We start from the raw sequence: 18,744 nt of genomic DNA, 5'->3' as shown, positions 1-18,744 counted from the left end.
CGGGAGCCTTTCCGTGATGGGTGTGAGGCGCTGGCTCAGCTCGCGCGGCGGGCCGGCTGGGCATCCGCGGGGGTGGCGTAGCGGCTCTCGCGGCGGGCTAAGCCGAGATGATCGCGCAGCGTCGTGCCCGGCAGATTGCGGTCGTAGACGCCGCGCTCCTCCAGCACCGGGATCACGAGTTCGACGAAATCGTCGAGCCCCTGGCCGATCACCGGGAAACCGAGCACGAAGCCGTCGGCGGCCTGCGCCTCGACGCGCTCGATCAGCCTGTCGGCGATCTCCTCGGCCGAGCCGATCAGGTCGGTGCGGGGCGTCGCGGCTTCAAGCGCCGCCTCGCGCAATGTCTGGCGCTTCAGGATGGCGTTGCGCTTGATGCGGTCGGTCGTCGAGCGGAAGCTGTTCTTGCCGATATCGCCGAGCTCGGGGAAGGGCGCATCCAGCGGATAGGCGCTGAAATCGTGATGATCGAAATAGCGGCCGATATAGGCCAGAGCGTCCTCGATCGAGACGAGGTTGCGGATCGCCTGGTATTTCTCCTCGGCCTCTGCCGCCGTGCGCCCGACGATCGGCCCGGCGCCGGGGAAGAGTTTTACGTCTTCGGCGCTGCGGCCATGGGCGACGGCGCTGGTCTTGATCGCGCGGTAGAGCGCCTGTGCCTCCTCGATCGGGACATGATTGGCGAAGACGGCGTCGGCATGACGGCCGGCGAGCCCGATGCCGGCTTCGGAGGCGCCGGCCTGGAACAGCACCGGCTGGCCCTGCGGCGAGCGCTGGATGTTGAGCGGGCCCTCGACCTGGAAGAAGCGGCCCTTGTGGTTCAGCGTGTGCAACTTGTCGCGGTCGAAGAAGCGGCTGGCCTCGCGGTCGCGGATGAAGGCGTCGTCGTCCCAGGAATCCCAGAGCCCTTTCGCAACGTCGAGATATTCCTGCGCGATTTCGTAGCGCAGCGAATGCTCGGGATGCGGGCGGCTGTAGTTGCGGCCGGAGCCTTCCAGCGGCGAGGTGACAGCGTTCCAACCCGCGCGGCCGCCCGAGATCAGGTCGAGCGAGGCGAATTGCCGGGCGATCGTGTAGGGGTCGCTATAGGAGGTCGAGACCGTGCCGACGAGGCCGAGCTTCTTCGTCACCGTCGCCAGCGCCGAGAGGATGGTCAGCGGCTCGAAGCGGTTGAGGAAATGCGGGATCGACTTCTCGTTGATGTAGAGCCCGTCGGCGACGAAGGCGAAGGCGATGCCGTTCTCCTCGGCCTTGCGGGCGTTGCGGATGAAGAAATCCAGATTGACGCTGGCATCGGCCGGATTGCTCGGGTGGCGCCAGGCGTTCATGTGGCTGCCGGCGCCCTGGAGCATCAGGCCGAAGGTGAGGCGGGTGCGGGACATGGGATCAGTCCTTCCGAAATCGGGGATCAGGCGGCGAGTGCCGGGCGTTCGCCGGCGAGCAGCGTGAGGGAAGCGAGGCGCCGGCTGGTGAGGGCATTCGGCGTGTCGATGACGAATTCGGCGATGCCAAAGCGGGCATGGAGCGCATCGAGCTCGCGCCGGACCTGCTCGGGCGTGCCGGCAAGAATGTGCGGCTTGCGGATCTCGGTGCGGTAGGAGGCGACGCCGGCCTGGCGGGCGTATTCGGCCGCCTGCTCCTCGCTGCCGAGGTTGAGGTTCTGGCCGTTGTCGAGGGTGAGTCGGACGACGCGGTGGTTCTCGGTCAGGCTCAGCGCCTCCTCAGCCGTCTCGGCGGCGAAGGCGGCCACCGCAAGCAGCAGCGGTGCCGTGCCGCCGGCCTTCGCATAGGCGTTGAGGCTCACCTCGATCGCTTTGGGATCGCCGTTGTGATGCCCGGCGAAGACGAAGTGCCAGCCGCGTTCGCCGGCCTGCCGGGCGCTGTCCGGGCTCGCGCCGAGCAGGAAGCGCTCCGGCGTCACGGGCGGGACGGGCAAGGCGCGGGCCTTGTCCCGTGGGCCGTCCGTCGCGGCGGGCGGCGCGAGGAAGCCGTCGAGCTCGTCCAGCAAAGCCTCGAAGGACGGCGCTTGCGCCGGATCGTGCAGCACGCGCAGCGCCTTGGTCGAGAGCGGCAGGCCGCCCGGCGCCTTGCCGATGCCGAGATCGACGCGGCCGGGTGCGAGCGAGGCCAGCAGGTTGAAGGTCTCGGCGACCTTGTAGGGGCTGTAATGCGGCAGCAGCACGCCGCCGGAGCCGATCCGGATGCGCTGCGTGCGCGCCAGCAGATAGGCGGCGAACACCTCCGGCGCCGGGCTGACGAGGCCGGGGAAATCATGGTGCTCGGCCAGCCAGAAGCGATGGTAGCCGAGACGCTCCGCCGCCTGGGCGAGGCTGACAGTGCGCTGCAGCGCCGCGCCTGCGGTTTCGCCCTCGATGAGCGGCGTCTTGTCGAGAAGGCTGAGTGAGTAGGTCATGGGTTTCGCTGTCGTTTGGGAGATCAGGCGGAGCGGAGGCCGAGCGCGGTCGCCGCCTCCTCGGCCATCCAGCCGAGCCGCTCGTAGTCGCCGCGCCAGTAGAGAAGGGCGGCGTCGTTGGAGCCGAGCCGGACCTCGCGCACCCGGCCGATGACGATCGCGTGCGAATGTCGTTCGATCAGCTCTTCCAGCTCGCAATCCAGCGTAGCCAGCGCGCCTTGGAGCAGCGGTGCGCCGCTCGGCCCCTCGCTCCATTCCGCATCGGCGTAGCGGGCCGGACCCTTCTCGCCGCCACGCCCGGCGAAGCGGTCGGCGACCTGCTTCTGGGCGGAACTCAGGAAATTCACGCCGAAGCTGCGATGGCGCGCGAGCACGGGAAAGGAGGAGGAGGCGAGATTGAGGCCGAACATCACCGTCGGCGGCTCGGCCGAGAGCGAGGAAAGCGAGGTCACGGTCAGGCCGGTGCGATCCTCGCCGCGCCCCGTCGTGATGACCGAGACGCCGCCGGCGAGATGGCGCAGCGCCGCGCGGAAGTCGCTCTTAGTCGCGGCCGAGGCCGGCAGAGACGACGCGACCCGGCGGGCCGGGAGCGAGGAAGCGAGGGACAGGATCGCCATGGAAATCTCCGGAGCAGGCGGTTCGGATTGGTGAGTGGGCGACGCCCGCAGGTGGCCGCCGTGCGGGTCGCCGCGGTGAACGCGAGTCATGCGTTCTCCATCGCCGGAGGAACCGGCGGCGTGGCTGTGTCGCTATGGAAAGATTTCAGGCGCTCAGGGCGCCCGACATCCTGTCAGGACCATCGACACCGAAGCGCCGGGGCAGGATTTGATGACTTCGTGCATGTCGTCACCGACGCGTCTCCGTGTCTCGGAGCCCACGATTTCGTCGTGGTGCTTTTAGCATTGTTGACGCGGTGCAAGCTGCTCCAGCAAATCCCGCGAAGGAGTGGTGCGAACACCGCTCGATACTGTTCATTCTTTCCGCGGAACGCTCTGCGGTCAATGAAACAGCCTTTCAAAGATCGCCCTCGCAGGAGGCGGAAGCGCCATCACGACGACCTGTGCCGGAAGAAATCCGTTCGCCGGTTCGAACGGGGTACCTGCTCCCGCAATCCGCCCTGAAGTTGCGTTTTCGCAAATTGATGCATGGCTCCTCCAGCTGATGCTGCGGTGCAGAGAGGTCGGATTTGCCCGGCTGCTGACGGAGAAGGCAGATGCCATGGCGATCTCGACGGCGCGGCCGAGCGCATCCTGCTCGACGAGGAAGGCGATGGTCTGGATATCGCCGCTCCTTCGGTGCAGAAGGAGCCCGACCGACCGGCGCCCCGGAGTGAAACGCCATGACCGCGGGTGAGATTGCGCCCGAGCTTCCCTTCGTCCGGGATGCGGACGGCTCCTTCGTGCTCGATGCCGCGCGGCTGGCGAAGCGCTTCGGCTGGTCGGCCGCGGAACTGCGCGAGATGATGCGCCGCGGACTGGTGACCAGCCGCGTCGAGCGGGGCGAGGCGGAGGACGAAGGCCGCTGGCGCCTCTCCGTGCGCTGCGGCAATCGCTGCTGGCAGGCCATCGTGCTGTCCGACGGGACCGTTGCCGAGGAGCAGCTCGATTTCCTGCCGGCCCCGGGCCGCCGCGGGCGGGCCTGAACCAGAGCCCATCGAGCCCTCGTTCGGCATGTCCGCAGCGCGGGCCTGCCGAACGAGGGCTCGATGTACATTTGCAGGCTCCGTCCCGATAATGCGGTTTCGATGGCGCGACTCGCGATCGGCGATCTGCGTGCTCCTCCTGCACTGTCTCGACGAGGGAACGATGCGTCTTATCCATCTCGGCCCGGCCATGATCCTCCTTGCGGCGCTGGGCGGTTGCGCGTCCCGCGAGCCGGCGGAATTCTCGGACGCGCCTGTGGTCCGGAGCATGACCATCCAGCCGCAACAACGCAGCTTTCTCGATCCCGGCCCCGCCCCAGCCCGGCTGAGCGGGCCCAGCTATACGCGCGACAGCGGAGCGAGCTTTGCCGGGCGATCCGACAGCTTCGGCAGCAGCGTGCTGCCCTCGTTCTGAGGTTACGGCATCGGAAACATGCGGCGGCCCAGGCTCGGGCCGCGAACGACGCTATTCCGGCAGGCGAAGCCCGGCGAGAAAGGTGACGACCGTCAAGGTTTTTGCCGGCTGGGCCTGGCAGTGGCGCTCGACGACTTCGAGGATTTCCCCATCGCCGTATTTCGACAGCCGCGAGGGGGAGTTCTGGCGCATGGCGTCCACCACCCAGCTGCCGATCAGATTGTGCATCTCCGAATCGGTGCTTCCACGCTTCATCCAGGCTTCGCAGGTGATGTAATCCTGCAGGAATTGGCCCTGGCGCAGCACTTCGCTCGTCGCCGTTGCCGGACAGGCCAGAATCAAAAGCGCTGCCAGCGCCCCCAGACGCATCATCTCCCCACCCCGTTTCTGTTTCCGCCGCTGCTCGGTCGCTCCGTCTTTCGCGCCCCGCCTGTTCCGGCTCGACAGCCTTGCCCCGCTTGAACTCGCGCGCTGTCGCCTGACGCGCATGGCGGGAGGGGCCTTGGAGATCCGGTCGTGTATCTGCGAAGGGAGCGGTAGATCATCGAGCATAGCAAGCTTCGCCTGCACGGCACCAGTGGAATCCCCTATCCGGCGTTGCTGCAATCGGGTTCGATGATATCTCGCGCCTGCAATATAATGACGATGTGGTTTGCAGTAATTCTCGACTGCATAGCTGAGAATCTCGCGGCGGCGCCGCGAAAGCCTGCCGTCACAGATGCGGCTTGGGAAAGCGGGACAAGCATGGCGCTTCAGCCATGGGCGGCGCACGAGCGGCCTTGTCCGGGCGGATGCGCGCCTTGCGTGTCGAATGCAGCGAAAAGATGCGCCTTCGGCTTGAGCGCGGGCTTCCGATTCAACCGCGGTTAACCGCCGCGGATGAATATTGCCCCATCGGACAGGGCTACCACCGGGGGGGAGATGGCCAGGGCCTGCGACAACGCCATCACTGATCGCCCGCGCTGGCGGGCGCAGCCTGTGATTGCGGCGGTCGCCGCTGTGCTCGCCTTCGCAGGTTGGGCAGCCATGGCCCAGACGCGTCCGGAAGAGCCGGTCAAGCTGCAGATCATCGGCGGGCTCGCCGGCATCACCCAATACACCAAGATCGAGCAGCCATTCTGGCTGTCGGAGATCAACACGCTGTCGAAGGGGCGGATCAGTGCAACGATCAGGCCGCTCGATACGGGTGGTTTGCGCAACCAGGAAATGCTCCAGCTGATGCGGCTCGGCGTCGTGTCGTTCGGCACAGCCCAGCTCAGTGCCATCGCAGGCGATGAGCCGGAATTCAGCGCTGTCGATCTGCCCGTGTTGAATCCCGATGTCGCGACGCTGCGCCGCACGGTCTCGGCATTTCGGGCGCATCTGCGCCAGATCATGCGCGAGCGCTACGACATCGAGCTTCTCGGGATCTACGCCTTGCCGGCCCAGGTCCTGTTCTGCACCAGGCCTTTCAAGGGGCTCGACGATCTCGCCGGCCGGAAAGTGCGGACCTCGTCGGTGGCGCAATCCGAGCTGATGGCGGCGATGGGCGCGGTGCCGATCATCCTGCCCTTTGCCGAGATCGCAACGTCCTTGCGCGATGGGGTGGCAGACTGCGCGATCACCGGCACGCTGAGCGGCTACGAGATCGGCCTGCCGCGCGTCGCCGTCGCCGTTCACGCCTTCGCGCTGAACTGGGGCATCTCGCTCTTCGGAGCCAACGGGGCCTATTGGGACGGGCTGCCGGCAGATGTGCGCGACATCATCCGCCAGGGCGTGGACCGGCTGGAGGAGCGGATCTGGTCGCAGACGGAGGCCGACACGCAGCGCGGCCTCGCCTGCAATGCCGGAACGGAAGCCTGCTCCGGCAAGCCCGAGCGGCCGATGACCGTGGTGCCGGCCCTGCCGGCGGACGCAACGCGCCGGCGCCTCCTGGCGGAGGTCGTCCTGCCGCGCTGGTTCGAGCGCTGCGGCCGGGACTGCGTCTCGGCCTGGAACACCTATCTCAAGCCGCTTCACGCCATCGAGCCCCGGACGCCGTGACTCGCCGCCCCCTCGATGAGGATCAATGATCAAGCGCCTTAAACTCCTGGTGGTAGCGGGGATGGCGGCCATCATAGCGGTGGCGGCCTTCGGCGCCTCCAATCTGGTGAGCCAGAGGGAGGTTGCCGCCTGGCGCACCGCCGAGCAATCCCTGGAAGGCGCGGCCGTCGCCGTCGAGAATGCGCTCGACCGGCAATTGCTGCAGGTCGACGGTGCGCTGGCGAGCTTTGCGACCCTGTTCGACGTCGCGCAGATCGGCCCCGGCCAGAGAGAGGCCGCCAGCCGCCTGCTTCGCGGGCTCAACTTCCAGACCATGGCGTTTCGCGATCTGCTGCTCGTCGGGCCGGATGGCAGCATCGTGGCCTCCGCCAGGGCGAGCGGCGCGCGTCACCCGCTGCCGCTGGATGTCGCGATGGTCTGGCGCATGCCGACGAACCTGATCGGCCCGCTCCGCAATGCCGTCACCGGCGACTGGGCGCTCTATGTCGCGCGCCGGATTCCGGCCTGGCACGGCATCATCCCCGTTGCGGAAGTACCCCTGCACACGCTGATGAAGCTGCTGGGAGAGGCCGGGGTCAGCCCCGGAACGCAGATTTCCCTCGAACGCGCCAATGGCCAGATCGTCGCGACGCTGCCGCATGACGAATTGCTGATCGGCAAGACCCGCGCTGTGGCACTGCCCGGGCAGGCGGCGAATGGCAAGGCCTTCATGATCGGAGACCGGAAAAGCGATACCAGCACGCTGAACGTGGTCAGAGGCTCGCTTTATGGCGATATCCGGGTCGTCCTGAGCGCGAAGAGCACGGTGGTCCTGGCGGATTGGCGCCATGATCGCGACAGGACGGTCACGGCGGCTTTCGTCGCCGTCCTGCTCCTGACAGCCTTTGCTGCAGCGATCCTGCTGGCCATCCACCAGCGCGAACGGGCGGATGCCGAACGTGCCCGGGCCTCGGCCGTGCTCGACAACGCGATCGAGGCCATGTCGGACGGCTTCGTGATGTGGGACAGCAACGACCGGCTGGTGACGTGCAACCGGCGCTATCGCGAGCTCTATGCCCTGAGCGCTCCCTTCATGACCACCGGAGCGCCCTTCGAGGACATCATCCGCAAAGGTGCCGAACTCGGCCAATATCCCCAAGCCACCGGCGATCTCGACGCGTTCGTCAGGGATGTCGCGACCTGGCATCGCCTGGGCAGCGGCTCCATCGAGCGCCTGCTGCCGGACGGCCGTTGGCTCCTCATCACGGAACGGCGGATGCGGGATGGTGGGATCGTCGGAATCCGCACCGACATTACCCCGCTCAAGGGAGCGCTGGCGGAACTCGCCGTCGCCAATACCCGCGCGAACGAAGCGGCAGAAGAGGCGCGGCAGCAGAATGCGGCCCTGCTCGAACAGGAAAGCCGCATTCGCTTCCTGGCGCATCACGACGATTTGACGAGCTTGCAGAACCGCTTCGCCTTCCGCGGCCAGATCGCGAAGTCGCTGCTGCGCAAAGAGGAGGATCCTGCGTCGGTCGCGCTGCTCTTCCTCGATCTCGACCGCTTCAAGGACGTCAACGACACGCTCGGGCATCCCGTCGGCGATCTCCTGCTGCTGTCGGTCGCGGAGCGCCTGTCGACCTGCGTGCGGGATAGCGATTGCGTCGCCCGGCTGGGCGGCGACGAGTTCGCGGTCCTCAGCCTCGGCCAGGAGCAGCCACGGCAGGCCGAGGCGCTGGCCGCGCGCATCATCGAGGTCCTGAGCCAGCCCTATGTCATCCAGGAGCGGACGATCTCGATTTCCGCGAGCGTCGGCATCGCCGTCGCCGAGGGGCCGGGCTTCGATGCCGACCTCCTGCTGAAGCAGGCCGATCTCGCGCTCTATCAGGCGAAGGCGCAGGGCCGCGGCGTCTGTTGCGTGTTCACGGCCGCGATGGACGACCAGTTGCGCGCCCGCCTCGCCCTGGAGATGGACCTGCGCCAGGCGATCGAGGAGCGGCAGTTCGAACTGTCCTATCAGCCGATCTTCGACCTGAAATCGAGCAAGCTCAGCGGTTTCGAGGCGTTGCTGCGCTGGCACCATCCGGTGCGGGGGCTGGTCGGGCCGGCGGAGTTCGTGCCGCTGGCGGAGGAGACGCGACTGATCGTCGAAATCGGAGAATGGGTCATCCGGCAGGCCTGCATGGATGCGGTCCAGTTGCCGGGCGATCTTCGCATCGCCGTCAACCTGTCGCCGGTGCAATTGATTTTCGGCGACGCGGTCGCGACCGTGCGCGGTATCCTCGCCGAAACCGGGCTCGATCCGGCGCGGCTCGAACTTGAGATCACCGAGACCGCGCTGCTCGCCAACGACAATCGCAATCTCGGAACGTTGAGGAGCCTCAAGGAGCTCGGCGTCCGCATCGTTCTCGACGATTTCGGCACGGGCTATTCCAGCCTGAGCCACCTGCGGCTGTTCCCGCTCGACAAGGTCAAGATCGACCGTTCCTTCGTGCGCGACATGACGGCCCATTCCGACAGCGCCGCCATCGTCACCGCCGTTGCCGCACTGGCGGCCGAACTCGGCATGGCGACGACGGCGGAAGGGATCGAGACACAGGACCAGCTTGATGCGGTCGATCGGGCAGGCTGCACGGAAGCCCAGGGCTATCTTCTTGGAAAACCGCAGCCGATCCTGCAGGCGGTCCACATGACGCTGTTCAGGCGCTCCTCCCGGAGCCGCGGGGGGCTGCGGGGCGGGCGGGCGCAGGATTCGTCCGACACGTTGTGACCCACGCGGGGGACGCCGCGGAAACGGTGACGTCACTCCAGCGTTGCGCCGGGTGGCGCGCTTCTGCCGGTCGTGCACCGACGGAGAAGTACGGAAACGCAGGACGGGAGGGACGTGGAGCGGGTACCGGGAATCGAACCCGGGTATTCAGCTTGGAAGGCTGCTGCTCTACCATTGAGCTACACCCGCATCGGGCGCCAAATTCCCCATCGGACCCGCCAGTGTCAAGGGGTCGATAAAGGTTGTCCGCCAGATGTCACCGTCGTGGCGGCGCGAGCCACCCGGCGTTTCCGTCAGAACCCGAAGTTCACGCCGGCCTTGAGGATGTCGCCGGAGGTGCGCGCCCGCATCGTGGCGAATTCGCCGGGAGCGAGACCGGTGACGTCCCGCAAAACCAGCTGCGCGCGCCCGAGGTCGTAGCGCGTATAGTCCAGCCGGACGGAGACGCCGGGCGTGATCGCGTATTCGACGCCACCACCGAGGACCCAGCCGCTGGCCATCTCCGAACGTGACGCCAGGTATGTCGGGTTGTTGGTGGGGTCGGGGGTGATCGAGCCGCTCTGCTCGACGCGGCCATAGGCATAACCACCCGTGCCGTAGACCAGCAGGTCGCCGAAGGCGATGCCGGCGCGCGCGCGAACCGTGCCAAGCATCGAAAGCTTGTTCTCGGTCTGCGTCGTGACCTGCACGCCGAACGGATTTACGGACGATATGTCCCTGCCGCCGAGGCGTGTGGCGGACAGGTCGGTTTCCGCCCCGAGGACGACCGGGCCGATCTGGTAGTTGAAACCGAGCTGCGCGCCGCCGACGGCACCGTTTCCATCGGGCGAGAGACGAGGAGCCACATTGCCGGCGTCGATAGAGGTGCGGACCGAGTCCGTGGGACCGTAGCCATCGACGATAGTGCGGCTATTTTGCCGGCCGGCACCGAGCGAGCCGCCGACATAGAAGCCTGTCCAACGGGGACGGTCTGGCCAACCCAACGGCAGAACCGGCTCGGCGACAGGCTGCGGCGCCGCGGGGACGGTCCTCGGAGCCGGAGCAGCCGGCATGACCGGGGCCTGGCGAGGCATGCCGGCTTGCGCCGGGGAGACGCCACGCGGCGTATAGTCGGCGCGGCGCGTGCGGGGCTGCTGGACAGCCGGGCAGACCGGGCAGGTCTGCGCGACCTGGACGCGGTTGCGGCTGGGCGCGGTCGCGGCCAGTCGCAGGGCCGCGGCGGTATGATCCGACACCGGATAGAGCCGGGCGTAAAGCTTGAAGGATTCTGCATCGCCCGCGAGCACTGCCTCGGCCCAGGCCCGTTCATCCGTTCGCTGGGCGAGGATGCGGTTCAGGCGCAGCGCAGCCTGATCTTCGGGGTTGAGGCTCAGCGCATTGCCGTAGATGTCGCTGCGGTCCCAGGCGATGGCGGTCCGGGCGGCATCGGCCGGCGACATGCCGCGCAGCGAGGCCAGGGTCGGGCGCGCCGTCATCGGCACGTTGCCCGCGGTCGCCGACGGGCTCGCAGCGGCACCGGCCGGGCGCTGGAAGAAGCTGAACTCGGTGATCAGCGAGGAGGTGTCCCAGGGGATCTGGGTGCCGTTGGTGGAGTCGTAGACGGCGAGGCGAATGCGCCGGAAGATCTGCTCGACGGCGAGACCCGGCTCGCGCGCCTCGCGTAGGAAGGCCGTGGTGAAGGGGCTGTTGGCGCCGGTGCCGTCCGCGGCGGTGGAGCCCGGAGAGGTCGCGAAGGCAACGAACGTGCCGCTGTTGGAGTCGATGCGGGCCAGACCGGCTTCGCTGTTGATGCCTTCATTGGCGCCGTCGACGATCTGCAGGGCGAGACCGCGGGCGGTCGGGCGGTCCGCAAAGGGGTTGTTGCGGCAGGCGTCGAGGATCGCGATCTTGGACTTGGCGCCGGCGCCGTCGAGCCGCCGCAGGATATCGCTCAGCGACAGGGATTGATCGGCAATGCTGGTTGCGATCTGCGGGCGGACATCGGTCGGCAGGATGTAGTTGGCGCCGTCGAGCTGCACGGCATGGCCGGCGTAATAGACCAGAGCCGTCGCATCGGGACCGCCGCGGCGCACCTTGTCGACGAAGACGTCGAGCGCGCCGCGCAGGCCGGCGAGCGACAGGTCGAGCGCCGGCGTGATGTCGAAGCCCGCCTCCTGCAGCATGGCGCGGGTGGCATTGGCGTCGTTCAGCGCGTTCGGCAGCTTGGTGACATTGGCATAGCCGCCATTGCCGACGACGAAGGCGAAGCGCTTCTGGGCAAGGGCAGGCGTGGCACCGAGGCTGAACGCGGCCAGGGCCACCGTCCACGCGGCGATGAGATACGCATAGGCCCGGGCATGTAAACGCATGCTGCTTCCCCTGCGCGAGAAGAACGACTCGCTCGTTCCTGTCTGACGCCCGCGAGTCGAACGGGCATCCGCCATATGATGGAGGTTCCCAGAAACGCGGTGGTCGAAGCAACATCAAATCGACACTGAAAAGCCACGCGCGAACAGCGGAGCTGAAGGCTTCATTCTTCAATTCCTGCCTTGCGTTAGCCGTAGCAGTCGCAGCGATATTGCAAGTATAATAGTGACGGTGTGACTTAATTGTCGTGGCATGCGGGTTTGTTTCGTACGCGCGGCAGGGGCAGTCTCGGGCTCCGCTCCTTCAAATGAATGAGGCGTCCGGGCGGCGCTTCGGCTGGAATGACGCGGACGGAGCGGGGCGGAAGCGGCCATGACGAGCGATCCTGCCATCAATCCCTATGACGCCGTGGCCTATCCCGGCCATTCCTTCTCGCAGACCCACCCGTCGCGGCTGGCGACCATCGCCCATTTCCACGGCATGGACCCGGCGCTGCCGAGCGCGATGCGCGTGCTCGAGCTGGGGTGCGGGCGTGGCGGCAACCTCATCCCGATGGCGGCGCAATATCCCGGCAGCCGCTTCCTCGGCATCGACCTCAGCGGCGACTCGATCCGCCAGGCGAGCGTCAATGCATCGGAGCTGGGCCTGAGCAATCTCGCCTTCGAGCAGCGCGACATTCTTGCCGTGGGCGAGGAGATCGGGACCTTCGACTACATCATCGTCCACGGTGTCTACTCCTGGGTGCCGGATGTCGTGCGCGAGCGGATCCTCGGGTTGTTCGGGCAATTGCTGGCGCCCGAGGGCGTCGCCTATGTCAGCTACAATGCGCTTCCCGGCTGCCGCCTGCGCGATCTCGCCCGCGACGTCATGCTCTTCGCGGTCAAGGATATCGAGGACCCGCGCGAGCGGGTCCGGGTGGCGCGTGCGGCCCTGAAGGAGATCGCCGAAGGCAGCGACCCCGACAGCTTCCACGGCGCGGCCCTGCGGCAGCGCCTGAAGCAGGTCGACGAACTGCCCGACAATGTCCTCTATCACGACGATCTCAATCCCGGTGCGCGCGCCTTCGCGCTGCACGAGGTGCTCGCGGTCGCCGAGCGGAACGGCCTGCAGTTCCTGGCCGAGGCCTCGTTCCCGAACCTCTACGGCGCCGCCAAGGGGCCAGCGCAGCAGATGCTCGACAGGATGCCTCTGGAGCAGATGGCGCTGCGCGAGCAGACGCTCGACCTGCTGATCGGCCGGGCCTTTCGCGAGACGCTGCTGTGCCGGGCTGCGATCCCGCTGAGGCGTGGCGTGCGGCCGGGCTCTCTCAGGCCCTATCATCTCGCCGCCAATGCGCGGCTGGCGCCGGCCAAGAGCGACGAGAAGCCCGGTGTCCAGCGCTTCAGCTTCGATGAGGGCGTGCAGCTTGCCGTCGACCTGCCGGTCTGCAAGGCGGCACTTGGGATTCTCAGCGCGATCTGGCCGGCGAGCATTCCCTGGGACGAGCTGGTCGAGCGTTCCTGCCGCGATGCGGCGGCCGAGCTTGGACCAGACCGCGCGCATGAGATCGCAAGGCTCGACGAAGCCCTGGTCGCGATCTTCAAGGCGGGGTTGCTCGACATTCGCCTGGAAGCGCCGCCGCTGACGACAGCGATCAGCGAGAAGCCGGCCGCCAGCGAGATCGCGCGCTGGCAGGCCTCGACTTCCGCCGAGGTCACCGATCTGCGCCATCGCACGGTGCAGCTCGACGGCGTCGTCGTGCGCAAATTCGTCAGCCTGCTCGACGGTTCGCGCGACCAGCGCATGCTGCTCGATGCGATGAACGCCTTTCTCGGGGAGGCCCGGGCAGCTGGCATCGCCGTGCCGGACCTGCCGGAGCGGGCGACGGCCGAGGAGGTGGCGATGCATCTGAAGGATGTCGCGCGCCTCGGGCTGCTGCGGGCGTGACGATTGTGAAGCGCCCCTCCGAGGGGTAACCTTGCGGTAGGGGGCGATGGAGCGCGGGCCAGCGGAATGAGCGAGCGCTTCCGGCAATTCCAGGCGCTGTTTCCGGAGGAGGCTTGCCTCGCCGCGCTGATGCGCCTGCGCCATGGCGGGACGAGCATGAGCTGTCCCGCATGCGGCCGGCCGGCGCAGTTCGAACCGCGTCCGAAATTGCGCGGCTTCGCCTGCCAGCATTGCAACTACATGATCCATCCGGCTGCCGGAACGCCGCTCGAAAGCCGGCGCACGCCGCTCCAGCTCTGGTTCTACGCCGTGAAGGTGGTGTCGGAGCAATCCGGCAAGGCCGCCGTCAGCACGATCGCGCGCGAGGCGAGCGTGCCGCAAGTGATGGCTCAGCGGCTTGTCGACGACCTGACGGTGCTTGCCGGAAAGGAGGAGGCCGGGTGGCTGGAGAGCTTGCGGAGCCTGGTGACGGGAAAGCCAGAAGCCGCTGCGGCTCCGGCGGTTGCGAGCCCGCCGCCTCCGCGCCCGTTACCCGCTCCGATCGCGTCCCCTTCCGTGCGGCCGGCGATGGCGGAACCGCCGCGACCGACTCCGGCGGCTCCAGCTCCATCGTCCGGGCGCCCAGCCACGCCTGCTCCTCCGGCCGGCGCGCGACCAGCTCCGGCGAAGCCTGAGGCCGCTGCCGAGCCATCCGATCCGCGGCCGAAGAAGGCTTCGTCCGGCCGCAAGGCGATCGCCGCGGTGGCGGCCGGCGTGGCCTGCGTGGTCGCCGCCGTGCTCGGCCTGGCCTATGCGCGGCTCCAGCAGCAGGAGCGACCGCAGCCGGAGCGGGGCATCGAGATCGCGGCCGTCGAGGCTCCCGCGTTGAAGGATGCGCCGGCCCGGCCTTCGCTGATCCTGTCCTCGGTCGAGCAGGATCTGGAGGGCGCGCGGCAGGCCGCCCAGTTCGCTCTCGACAACGACCCGTCGCTGGCGGCGATCAAGCCGCAGGACGACGCACCGACCCAGCAGGTACCGGTCAACCAGTTGCAATTGCCGTCGAACATCCTGCTGGTGCCGCCGAAGATGCAGAGCGGGCCGCCGCCGGGGCCAGTCTCGCCGAGCGGCGCGCCGCAGCCGCCGCCGCAGATCTCCAGCGGCGATCCTGATCAGATCCTGTCCTTCGGGCCGATCAAGATCCGCCGCCATCTCGTCGACCTGATCGTGCGCGCCAGCAAGGTCGTCGGCGCCGACCCAACGCTGCTGATGGCTGTCGCCGACAAGGAATCCTCGTTCTCGACCGCGGTGAAGGCGCAGACCTCCTCGGCGACTGGGCTCTACCAGTTCATCGAGCAGACCTGGCTCGGCGTGATCTACGAATTCGGGACGAAGCACGGGCTTGCCGCCGACGTGAAGCTGATCGGCCGGTCAGGGCGGCAATTCGTCGTGACGGACGGGTCGCAGCGCCAGCGCATCCTCGACATGCGGCGCGAGCCCTATATCTCGGCGTTGCTGGCGGCCGAGATGCTGAAGCGCGACACGCTCAGGCTGGAGCGGGCGCTCGGGCGCCACCTCACCGGCGGCGAGATCTACCTGATCCATTTCCTCGGCCCCGATGCGGCGCAAACCTTCATCGAGACGATGGAGGAGACGCCGGGCGTCAAGGCGGCGGAGCTGCTACCGAGGCCGGCCCAGGCCAACCGCCCGATCTTCTATGCCGATGCTGGCGGCGAGACCAAGGTGCTCTCGGTCTCCGAGGTCCACAAGAAGTTCAACGACATGATCAAGATCAGGCTCGACCGCTACAGCGCGGTCAGGCCGGGCATGGGCGGCGGCATCGCCCGGCCACAACCGAAGAAATGACGTTCCGCCGCCGCCCGCGGCCATCCGCTCCCTGGGAGCACCGAAAGGAGAAAGCCCATGCCGGCCAACCGTTTCGAACAGGTCGACGAGCCGCCGACCGATGCGATCACGCTGAAGCTGTCGGAGCGCGGCGGGGAGGCCTTCGGCCATGTGCTCTGCCCGGCCGATCTCGCCGGCGGGCATCTGGTCAACGATTTCGTCAGCGAGGAGCTGGCCGCGAAAGAGGCCTTCCGCACGGCGATCCGCCTCGCCAACGAGATCCAGGCGCCGATCGTGGTCGAGGACAAGGCCGGCATCTGGCAGGACGAGTGGGGCGTGCTGTATCGGGAGGAGTGAGGGCGGGGCCAGCCTCCGTCATGCTCGGGCTCGACCCGAGCATCTCCTCGATGAGATTCTCGGGTCTCCGCTACGCTGCGCCCGAGAATGACGGCTGAAACATAAGCCTCACTCGATCCGGAAATACTTGATCCCCAGGCCGAGCTTGCCGCTCTGGCGGGCGAGGTCGAGCTTGAGATTGGCGAAGAACTCGCTCGCGGGTGACGGGTTTGGCCCTGATAGTGCCGGCAGCGCCTCCTTCGTAACCAGTGCGAGCACGGTCTGCGGGCGGGCCGCGCCGCCGGTCGATTCGAGCTTGAGGTTGAAGACCACCTTGCCGCCCTCGCGCTTTGCGAAACTGGCGAGGTTGTAGACCAGCCCATCGTCGCCGATCAGCACGACGTCGAGATTCTGGCCGCCGCCGGCCTCGACCGAGCCGTTGAGGATCTCACCGCTCTTCATGTTGAAGGCGCCGATCTGGATTCTGGGGCTGCGGTCGATGCCGACGCCGGGCCGACGCAGGAAATCGACCATCGGGCATTGCGCCTCGGTCATCGGCCGCAGGTGGATCTGCGCCTCGAAGCCCTGCGCGGCCTTGAAGGCACCGTCGAAGGCGACGAAGGGGGCCGACGCGCTGCCGAAGCCTTCCAGCGTGGCCTTGCGGTCGCCGATCTCCAGCGGCCAGAGGAAGAAGCAGGAGCCGCCGTCATAGTCGCGGACATAGCGCTCGATCCGCTCGGCCGGCGTGCGTGGCTCGGGCTCGGGCACCATGGCGGCGACCTGCGGCGGCGCGACGCTCTGGCTGGCGGGAGGCGTCGGAATGACGACCGCGACGGGCGGCGGCTCCGGCGGCTTCACCTCGACGGCCGGGGGCGGCTTGGTGGGCTCGGGGGTGGGAGGACGCACCGGCGCCTGCTGGGGCGGTTCGACATTGACGGCGACCTGCGATCCCGAGGAACCGGGTGGAGGCCGTTGCGGCCGCGGCGTCTGGGGTGGAGGCGTTTGCGGTTGTGCGACGGGGGGCTGTGCCACCGGCGGCTGGCTCGGCTGAGGCGGAGGAGCCTTCTCGGCTGCCGGTGTCGCTGGCGCGGATGGCTGCGCCGGTGCTTCGGTTGGCGCGGCGGGCGGGTTGTTCGTCGCCGGCGGCTGGGCTGCAGGTGCCTCGGTCAAGGCGGGCGGTGCGCTGGCCGAGGCCGCGGGTGCACTGGCCGATGGCAACTCCGAGAGTGGCGGGGGGACATTGTTCGCCACGCGGGCCGTCTGGCCGCCACCGAGCGTCGTCCAGGCATAGAAGCCGCCGCCCGCCAGCAGGGCGAGCGCGGCGATGCCGGCGACGAGCGGCAGCGGCGAGCGTCCCGGCTTATCCGATATCTCCTTGCCGGTCGGTGCCCTGGCGGCGGCCTTCTTGCCTGAAACGGGGGCCTGCCAGTTGGCGACCTCCGCCATATCGGCCGGGCGGTCCTTCGGATCGGGCGCGAGCATGCGGGCCAGCAGCGGACGAATCCGTGCATCGACGCCGGACAGATCGGGCAGGCGGCGGCGCTTGTCGATGATGTCGACCTGGGAGCCGCCCATGTCGATGGCACGACCGGTCAGGGCCTGCGCCAGCACCAGCGCGAAGGAATACATATCCGAGCGGCCGCTGACCTCGCCGCCATGGAGGCCGAGCTGCTCGGGCGAGACATAATTGTATTTCCCGGCAAAGCCGGAGCCGATCACCGTGCCTTCGCCGAGGATGCTGGAGCGGGCGATGCCGAAATCGATGATCTTGGCGCGGGAGGGATCGCCGCCCGGCAGGATGATGTTGTCGGGCGAGATGTCGCGATGGATGATGCCGAGCCGGTGCGCGGCATGCAGGCCCGGCCCGACACGCTGGCGCAGGATATCGGCCTCCTCGACGCTGAGCGGCCCCTGCTGGATACGCTCGGAGAGCGGCTGTCCGTCGACGAATTCCATCGCGAGATAGGGCGTTTCGCTCACCGGATCGATGGCGAAGACGTAGTAGCGGACGATCGCTTCGTTATAGAGGTTGTGCAGGGCTGCCGCCTCGCGCCGGAACAGGGCGAGTACGGCCTCGTCGCGGGCCATGTCGGGGCGGATCATCTTGATCGCCACGGCGTCGCCGGTCTGGATGGCGCGGCCCTTGTAGACCTCGCCCATGCCGCCGACGGCGATCAGGCTCTCGATCTCGTAGATGCCGTTGAGCTTCGTGCCGATGCGGGCATTGGCGCGGGGCGCGAAGACGGTGCGCTCGGAGTCGTCGCTCATGGCGTTGTGCTCCCTGGCGTAGTAACTCCGCGCATAGACCGGTTCGGCATCCAGCGTGTCCTTTCGCTCGCCCCCTGTCGATAGCGCACGATCACGACGGTGACGTTGTCGCGCGCGCCGCGCTCCAGCGTCAGCGCCAGCAGGGCGTCGCAGGCGGCTTGCGCGCCGCCGGCCTCGACCGCGGCCAGTATCTCGGCGTCAGTGACATGCTCGGTCAGCCCGTCCGAGCAGAGCAGGAAGGCGTCGCCATCGGCGATCTCGCCGTTTTCCAGGTCGAGCTCGGGCGTGTCATGGACGCCGATCGCGTGGGTGATGATGTGCCGGCGCGGCGAGCGCTTCGCCTCCTCGGGCGTCAGCAGGCCGCGATCGACCATGTCCTGGACCTCGGTATGGTCGCGCGAGACCTGCGCGATGCGGCCGCTGCGGATCAGGTAGATGCGGCTGTCGCCGGACCAGAGGCAGGCGAAATGGCGCTGGTGGATCAGCAGACAGACAAGCGTCGCGCCCATGGTCGCGCCGCGCCGGTCGATCTCGGCGCGCAGATCGTCATTGGCCTTGAGCACGCCGGCTTCCAGCATGGCGAGCAAGTCCGGTGCGGAACCTGCGGCGCCGACAGCCTCCAGCGCCGCGACCACCGTCGCGCTGGCGAGCGCGCCGTTCTCGTGCCCGCCCATGCCGTCGGCGACGGCCCAGAGGCCGATTTCGGGCCGCAGGATGAAATTGTCCTCGTTGGCCGTGCGGACCTTGCCGGTATGGCTGATGCAGCCGGTCTCGAAATCCGGGTTCCGGCGCGGGGCGTCGTTCATGGC

14 protein-coding genes and 1 tRNA gene are annotated in these 18,744 nt (G+C 67.9%); 7 read left to right on the top strand and 8 right to left on the bottom strand.

Translation table 11 applies throughout. The features are described 5' to 3' along the window. Positions 1-35 precede the first annotated feature (35 nt). Genes ACFJGT_RS13365 through ACFJGT_RS13355 form a run of 3 tightly spaced genes read right to left on the bottom strand, consistent with a single transcriptional unit; the run spans position 36 to position 3,027 of the window. Positions 36-1,379, bottom strand: a complete 1,344-nt coding sequence (locus ACFJGT_RS13365) for an LLM class flavin-dependent oxidoreductase (RefSeq protein WP_377838433.1) — start codon at positions 1,377-1,379, stop codon at positions 36-38. A 26-nt stretch (positions 1,380-1,405) separates the two neighbouring features. Then, on the bottom strand, positions 1,406-2,410 hold the full coding sequence (locus tag ACFJGT_RS13360; protein WP_377838432.1) for an MsnO8 family LLM class oxidoreductase: 1,005 nt from the start codon (positions 2,408-2,410) through the stop codon (positions 1,406-1,408). Between the two features lie 23 nt (positions 2,411-2,433). Beyond that, the gene (locus ACFJGT_RS13355) at positions 2,434-3,027 is read right to left on the bottom strand and encodes a flavin reductase family protein (RefSeq protein WP_377838431.1); all 594 of its coding nucleotides are present in this window, start codon (positions 3,025-3,027) and stop codon (positions 2,434-2,436) included. 722 nt (positions 3,028-3,749) lie between these two features. On the opposite strand from ACFJGT_RS13355, the gene ACFJGT_RS13350 reads away from it, so the two are divergent. Both ACFJGT_RS13350 and ACFJGT_RS13345 read left to right on the top strand, forming a co-directional pair. Further along, entirely contained in the window at positions 3,750-4,052 is a 303-nt protein-coding gene (locus ACFJGT_RS13350; RefSeq protein ID WP_377838430.1) for a DUF6522 family protein, read from the top strand. Between the two features lie 130 nt (positions 4,053-4,182). Further along, positions 4,183-4,467, top strand: coding sequence for a hypothetical protein (locus tag ACFJGT_RS13345; protein WP_377838429.1), 285 nt, complete (start codon positions 4,183-4,185; stop codon positions 4,465-4,467). Positions 4,468-4,518: 51 nt separating this feature from the next. Here ACFJGT_RS13345 and ACFJGT_RS13340 read toward each other — a convergent pair whose 3' ends face one another. Beyond that, positions 4,519-4,839 carry a hypothetical protein gene (locus tag ACFJGT_RS13340; RefSeq protein WP_377838427.1) on the bottom strand — a complete coding sequence of 107 codons (321 nt, stop codon included), beginning with the start codon at positions 4,837-4,839 and terminating at the stop codon, positions 4,519-4,521. A gap of 654 nt (positions 4,840-5,493) precedes the next feature. On the opposite strand from ACFJGT_RS13340, the gene ACFJGT_RS13335 reads away from it, so the two are divergent. After that, on the top strand, positions 5,494-6,489 hold the full coding sequence (locus ACFJGT_RS13335) for a TRAP transporter substrate-binding protein (protein WP_377838424.1): 996 nt from the start codon (positions 5,494-5,496) through the stop codon (positions 6,487-6,489). A gap of 25 nt (positions 6,490-6,514) precedes the next feature. After that, positions 6,515-9,238 carry an EAL domain-containing protein gene (locus ACFJGT_RS13330; RefSeq protein WP_377838421.1) on the top strand — a complete coding sequence of 908 codons (2,724 nt, stop codon included), beginning with the start codon at positions 6,515-6,517 and terminating at the stop codon, positions 9,236-9,238. Between the two features lie 115 nt (positions 9,239-9,353). On the opposite strand, the gene ACFJGT_RS13325 is transcribed toward ACFJGT_RS13330, so the two are convergent. Next, positions 9,354-9,427: transfer RNA gene (locus tag ACFJGT_RS13325), tRNA-Gly, on the bottom strand. Between the two features lie 104 nt (positions 9,428-9,531). Beyond that, positions 9,532-11,586 carry a caspase family protein gene (locus ACFJGT_RS13320; RefSeq protein WP_377838418.1) on the bottom strand — a complete coding sequence of 685 codons (2,055 nt, stop codon included), beginning with the start codon at positions 11,584-11,586 and terminating at the stop codon, positions 9,532-9,534. 370 nt (positions 11,587-11,956) lie between these two features. On the opposite strand from ACFJGT_RS13320, the gene ACFJGT_RS13315 reads away from it, so the two are divergent. From ACFJGT_RS13315 to ACFJGT_RS13305, 3 genes are all read left to right on the top strand, one after another. Beyond that, complete coding sequence (locus ACFJGT_RS13315; RefSeq protein ID WP_377838416.1) at positions 11,957-13,510, top strand: methyltransferase domain-containing protein; 1,554 nt, start codon at positions 11,957-11,959, stop codon at positions 13,508-13,510. Between the two features lie 66 nt (positions 13,511-13,576). Then, positions 13,577-15,352, top strand: a complete 1,776-nt coding sequence (locus ACFJGT_RS13310) for a transglycosylase SLT domain-containing protein (RefSeq protein WP_377838413.1) — start codon at positions 13,577-13,579, stop codon at positions 15,350-15,352. Between the two features lie 57 nt (positions 15,353-15,409). Then, complete coding sequence (locus ACFJGT_RS13305) at positions 15,410-15,688, top strand: hypothetical protein (RefSeq protein WP_377838411.1); 279 nt, start codon at positions 15,410-15,412, stop codon at positions 15,686-15,688. Between the two features lie 108 nt (positions 15,689-15,796). Here the strand turns inward: ACFJGT_RS13305 and ACFJGT_RS13300 are convergent, their stop codons facing one another. Then, positions 15,797-17,935, bottom strand: a complete 2,139-nt coding sequence (locus tag ACFJGT_RS13300; protein WP_377838408.1) for a serine/threonine-protein kinase — start codon at positions 17,933-17,935, stop codon at positions 15,797-15,799. Next, the gene (locus tag ACFJGT_RS13295; protein WP_377838405.1) at positions 17,932-18,741 is read right to left on the bottom strand and encodes a PP2C family protein-serine/threonine phosphatase; all 810 of its coding nucleotides are present in this window, start codon (positions 18,739-18,741) and stop codon (positions 17,932-17,934) included. The genes ACFJGT_RS13300 and ACFJGT_RS13295 overlap by 4 nt, the downstream gene beginning before the upstream one ends. Between the last annotated feature and the right edge of the window lie 3 nt (positions 18,742-18,744).

This window comes from Allobosea sp. UC22_33 (genome assembly GCF_042700715.1).
Classification (GTDB): Bacteria; Pseudomonadota; Alphaproteobacteria; order Rhizobiales; family Beijerinckiaceae; genus Allobosea.
The sequence above is the reverse complement of the archived record's forward strand: the minus strand, read 5'-3'. Positions and strand labels throughout refer to the sequence as shown.

Excerpts from the sequence above, each read along its gene's own strand:
- ACFJGT_RS13310 (WP_377838413.1), top strand. The coding sequence starts at position 13,577 with ATGAGCGAGCGCTTCCGGCAATTCCAGGCGCTGTTTCCGGAGGAGGCT.
- ACFJGT_RS13355 (WP_377838431.1), bottom strand. The coding sequence starts at position 3,027 with ATGGCGATCCTGTCCCTCGCTTCCTCGCTCCCGGCCCGCCGGGTCGCG.
- ACFJGT_RS13320 (WP_377838418.1), bottom strand. The coding sequence starts at position 11,586 with ATGCGTTTACATGCCCGGGCCTATGCGTATCTCATCGCCGCGTGGACG.
- ACFJGT_RS13360 (WP_377838432.1), bottom strand. The coding sequence starts at position 2,410 with ATGACCTACTCACTCAGCCTTCTCGACAAGACGCCGCTCATCGAGGGC.
- ACFJGT_RS13350 (WP_377838430.1), top strand. The coding sequence starts at position 3,750 with ATGACCGCGGGTGAGATTGCGCCCGAGCTTCCCTTCGTCCGGGATGCG.
- ACFJGT_RS13295 (WP_377838405.1), bottom strand. The coding sequence starts at position 18,741 with ATGAACGACGCCCCGCGCCGGAACCCGGATTTCGAGACCGGCTGCATC.
- ACFJGT_RS13340 (WP_377838427.1), bottom strand. The coding sequence starts at position 4,839 with ATGATGCGTCTGGGGGCGCTGGCAGCGCTTTTGATTCTGGCCTGTCCG.
- ACFJGT_RS13300 (WP_377838408.1), bottom strand. The coding sequence starts at position 17,935 with ATGAGCGACGACTCCGAGCGCACCGTCTTCGCGCCCCGCGCCAATGCC.
- ACFJGT_RS13330 (WP_377838421.1), top strand. The coding sequence starts at position 6,515 with ATGATCAAGCGCCTTAAACTCCTGGTGGTAGCGGGGATGGCGGCCATC.
- ACFJGT_RS13305 (WP_377838411.1), top strand. The coding sequence starts at position 15,410 with ATGCCGGCCAACCGTTTCGAACAGGTCGACGAGCCGCCGACCGATGCG.
- ACFJGT_RS13315 (WP_377838416.1), top strand. The coding sequence starts at position 11,957 with ATGACGAGCGATCCTGCCATCAATCCCTATGACGCCGTGGCCTATCCC.
- ACFJGT_RS13335 (WP_377838424.1), top strand. The coding sequence starts at position 5,494 with ATGGCCCAGACGCGTCCGGAAGAGCCGGTCAAGCTGCAGATCATCGGC.
- ACFJGT_RS13365 (WP_377838433.1), bottom strand. The coding sequence starts at position 1,379 with ATGTCCCGCACCCGCCTCACCTTCGGCCTGATGCTCCAGGGCGCCGGC.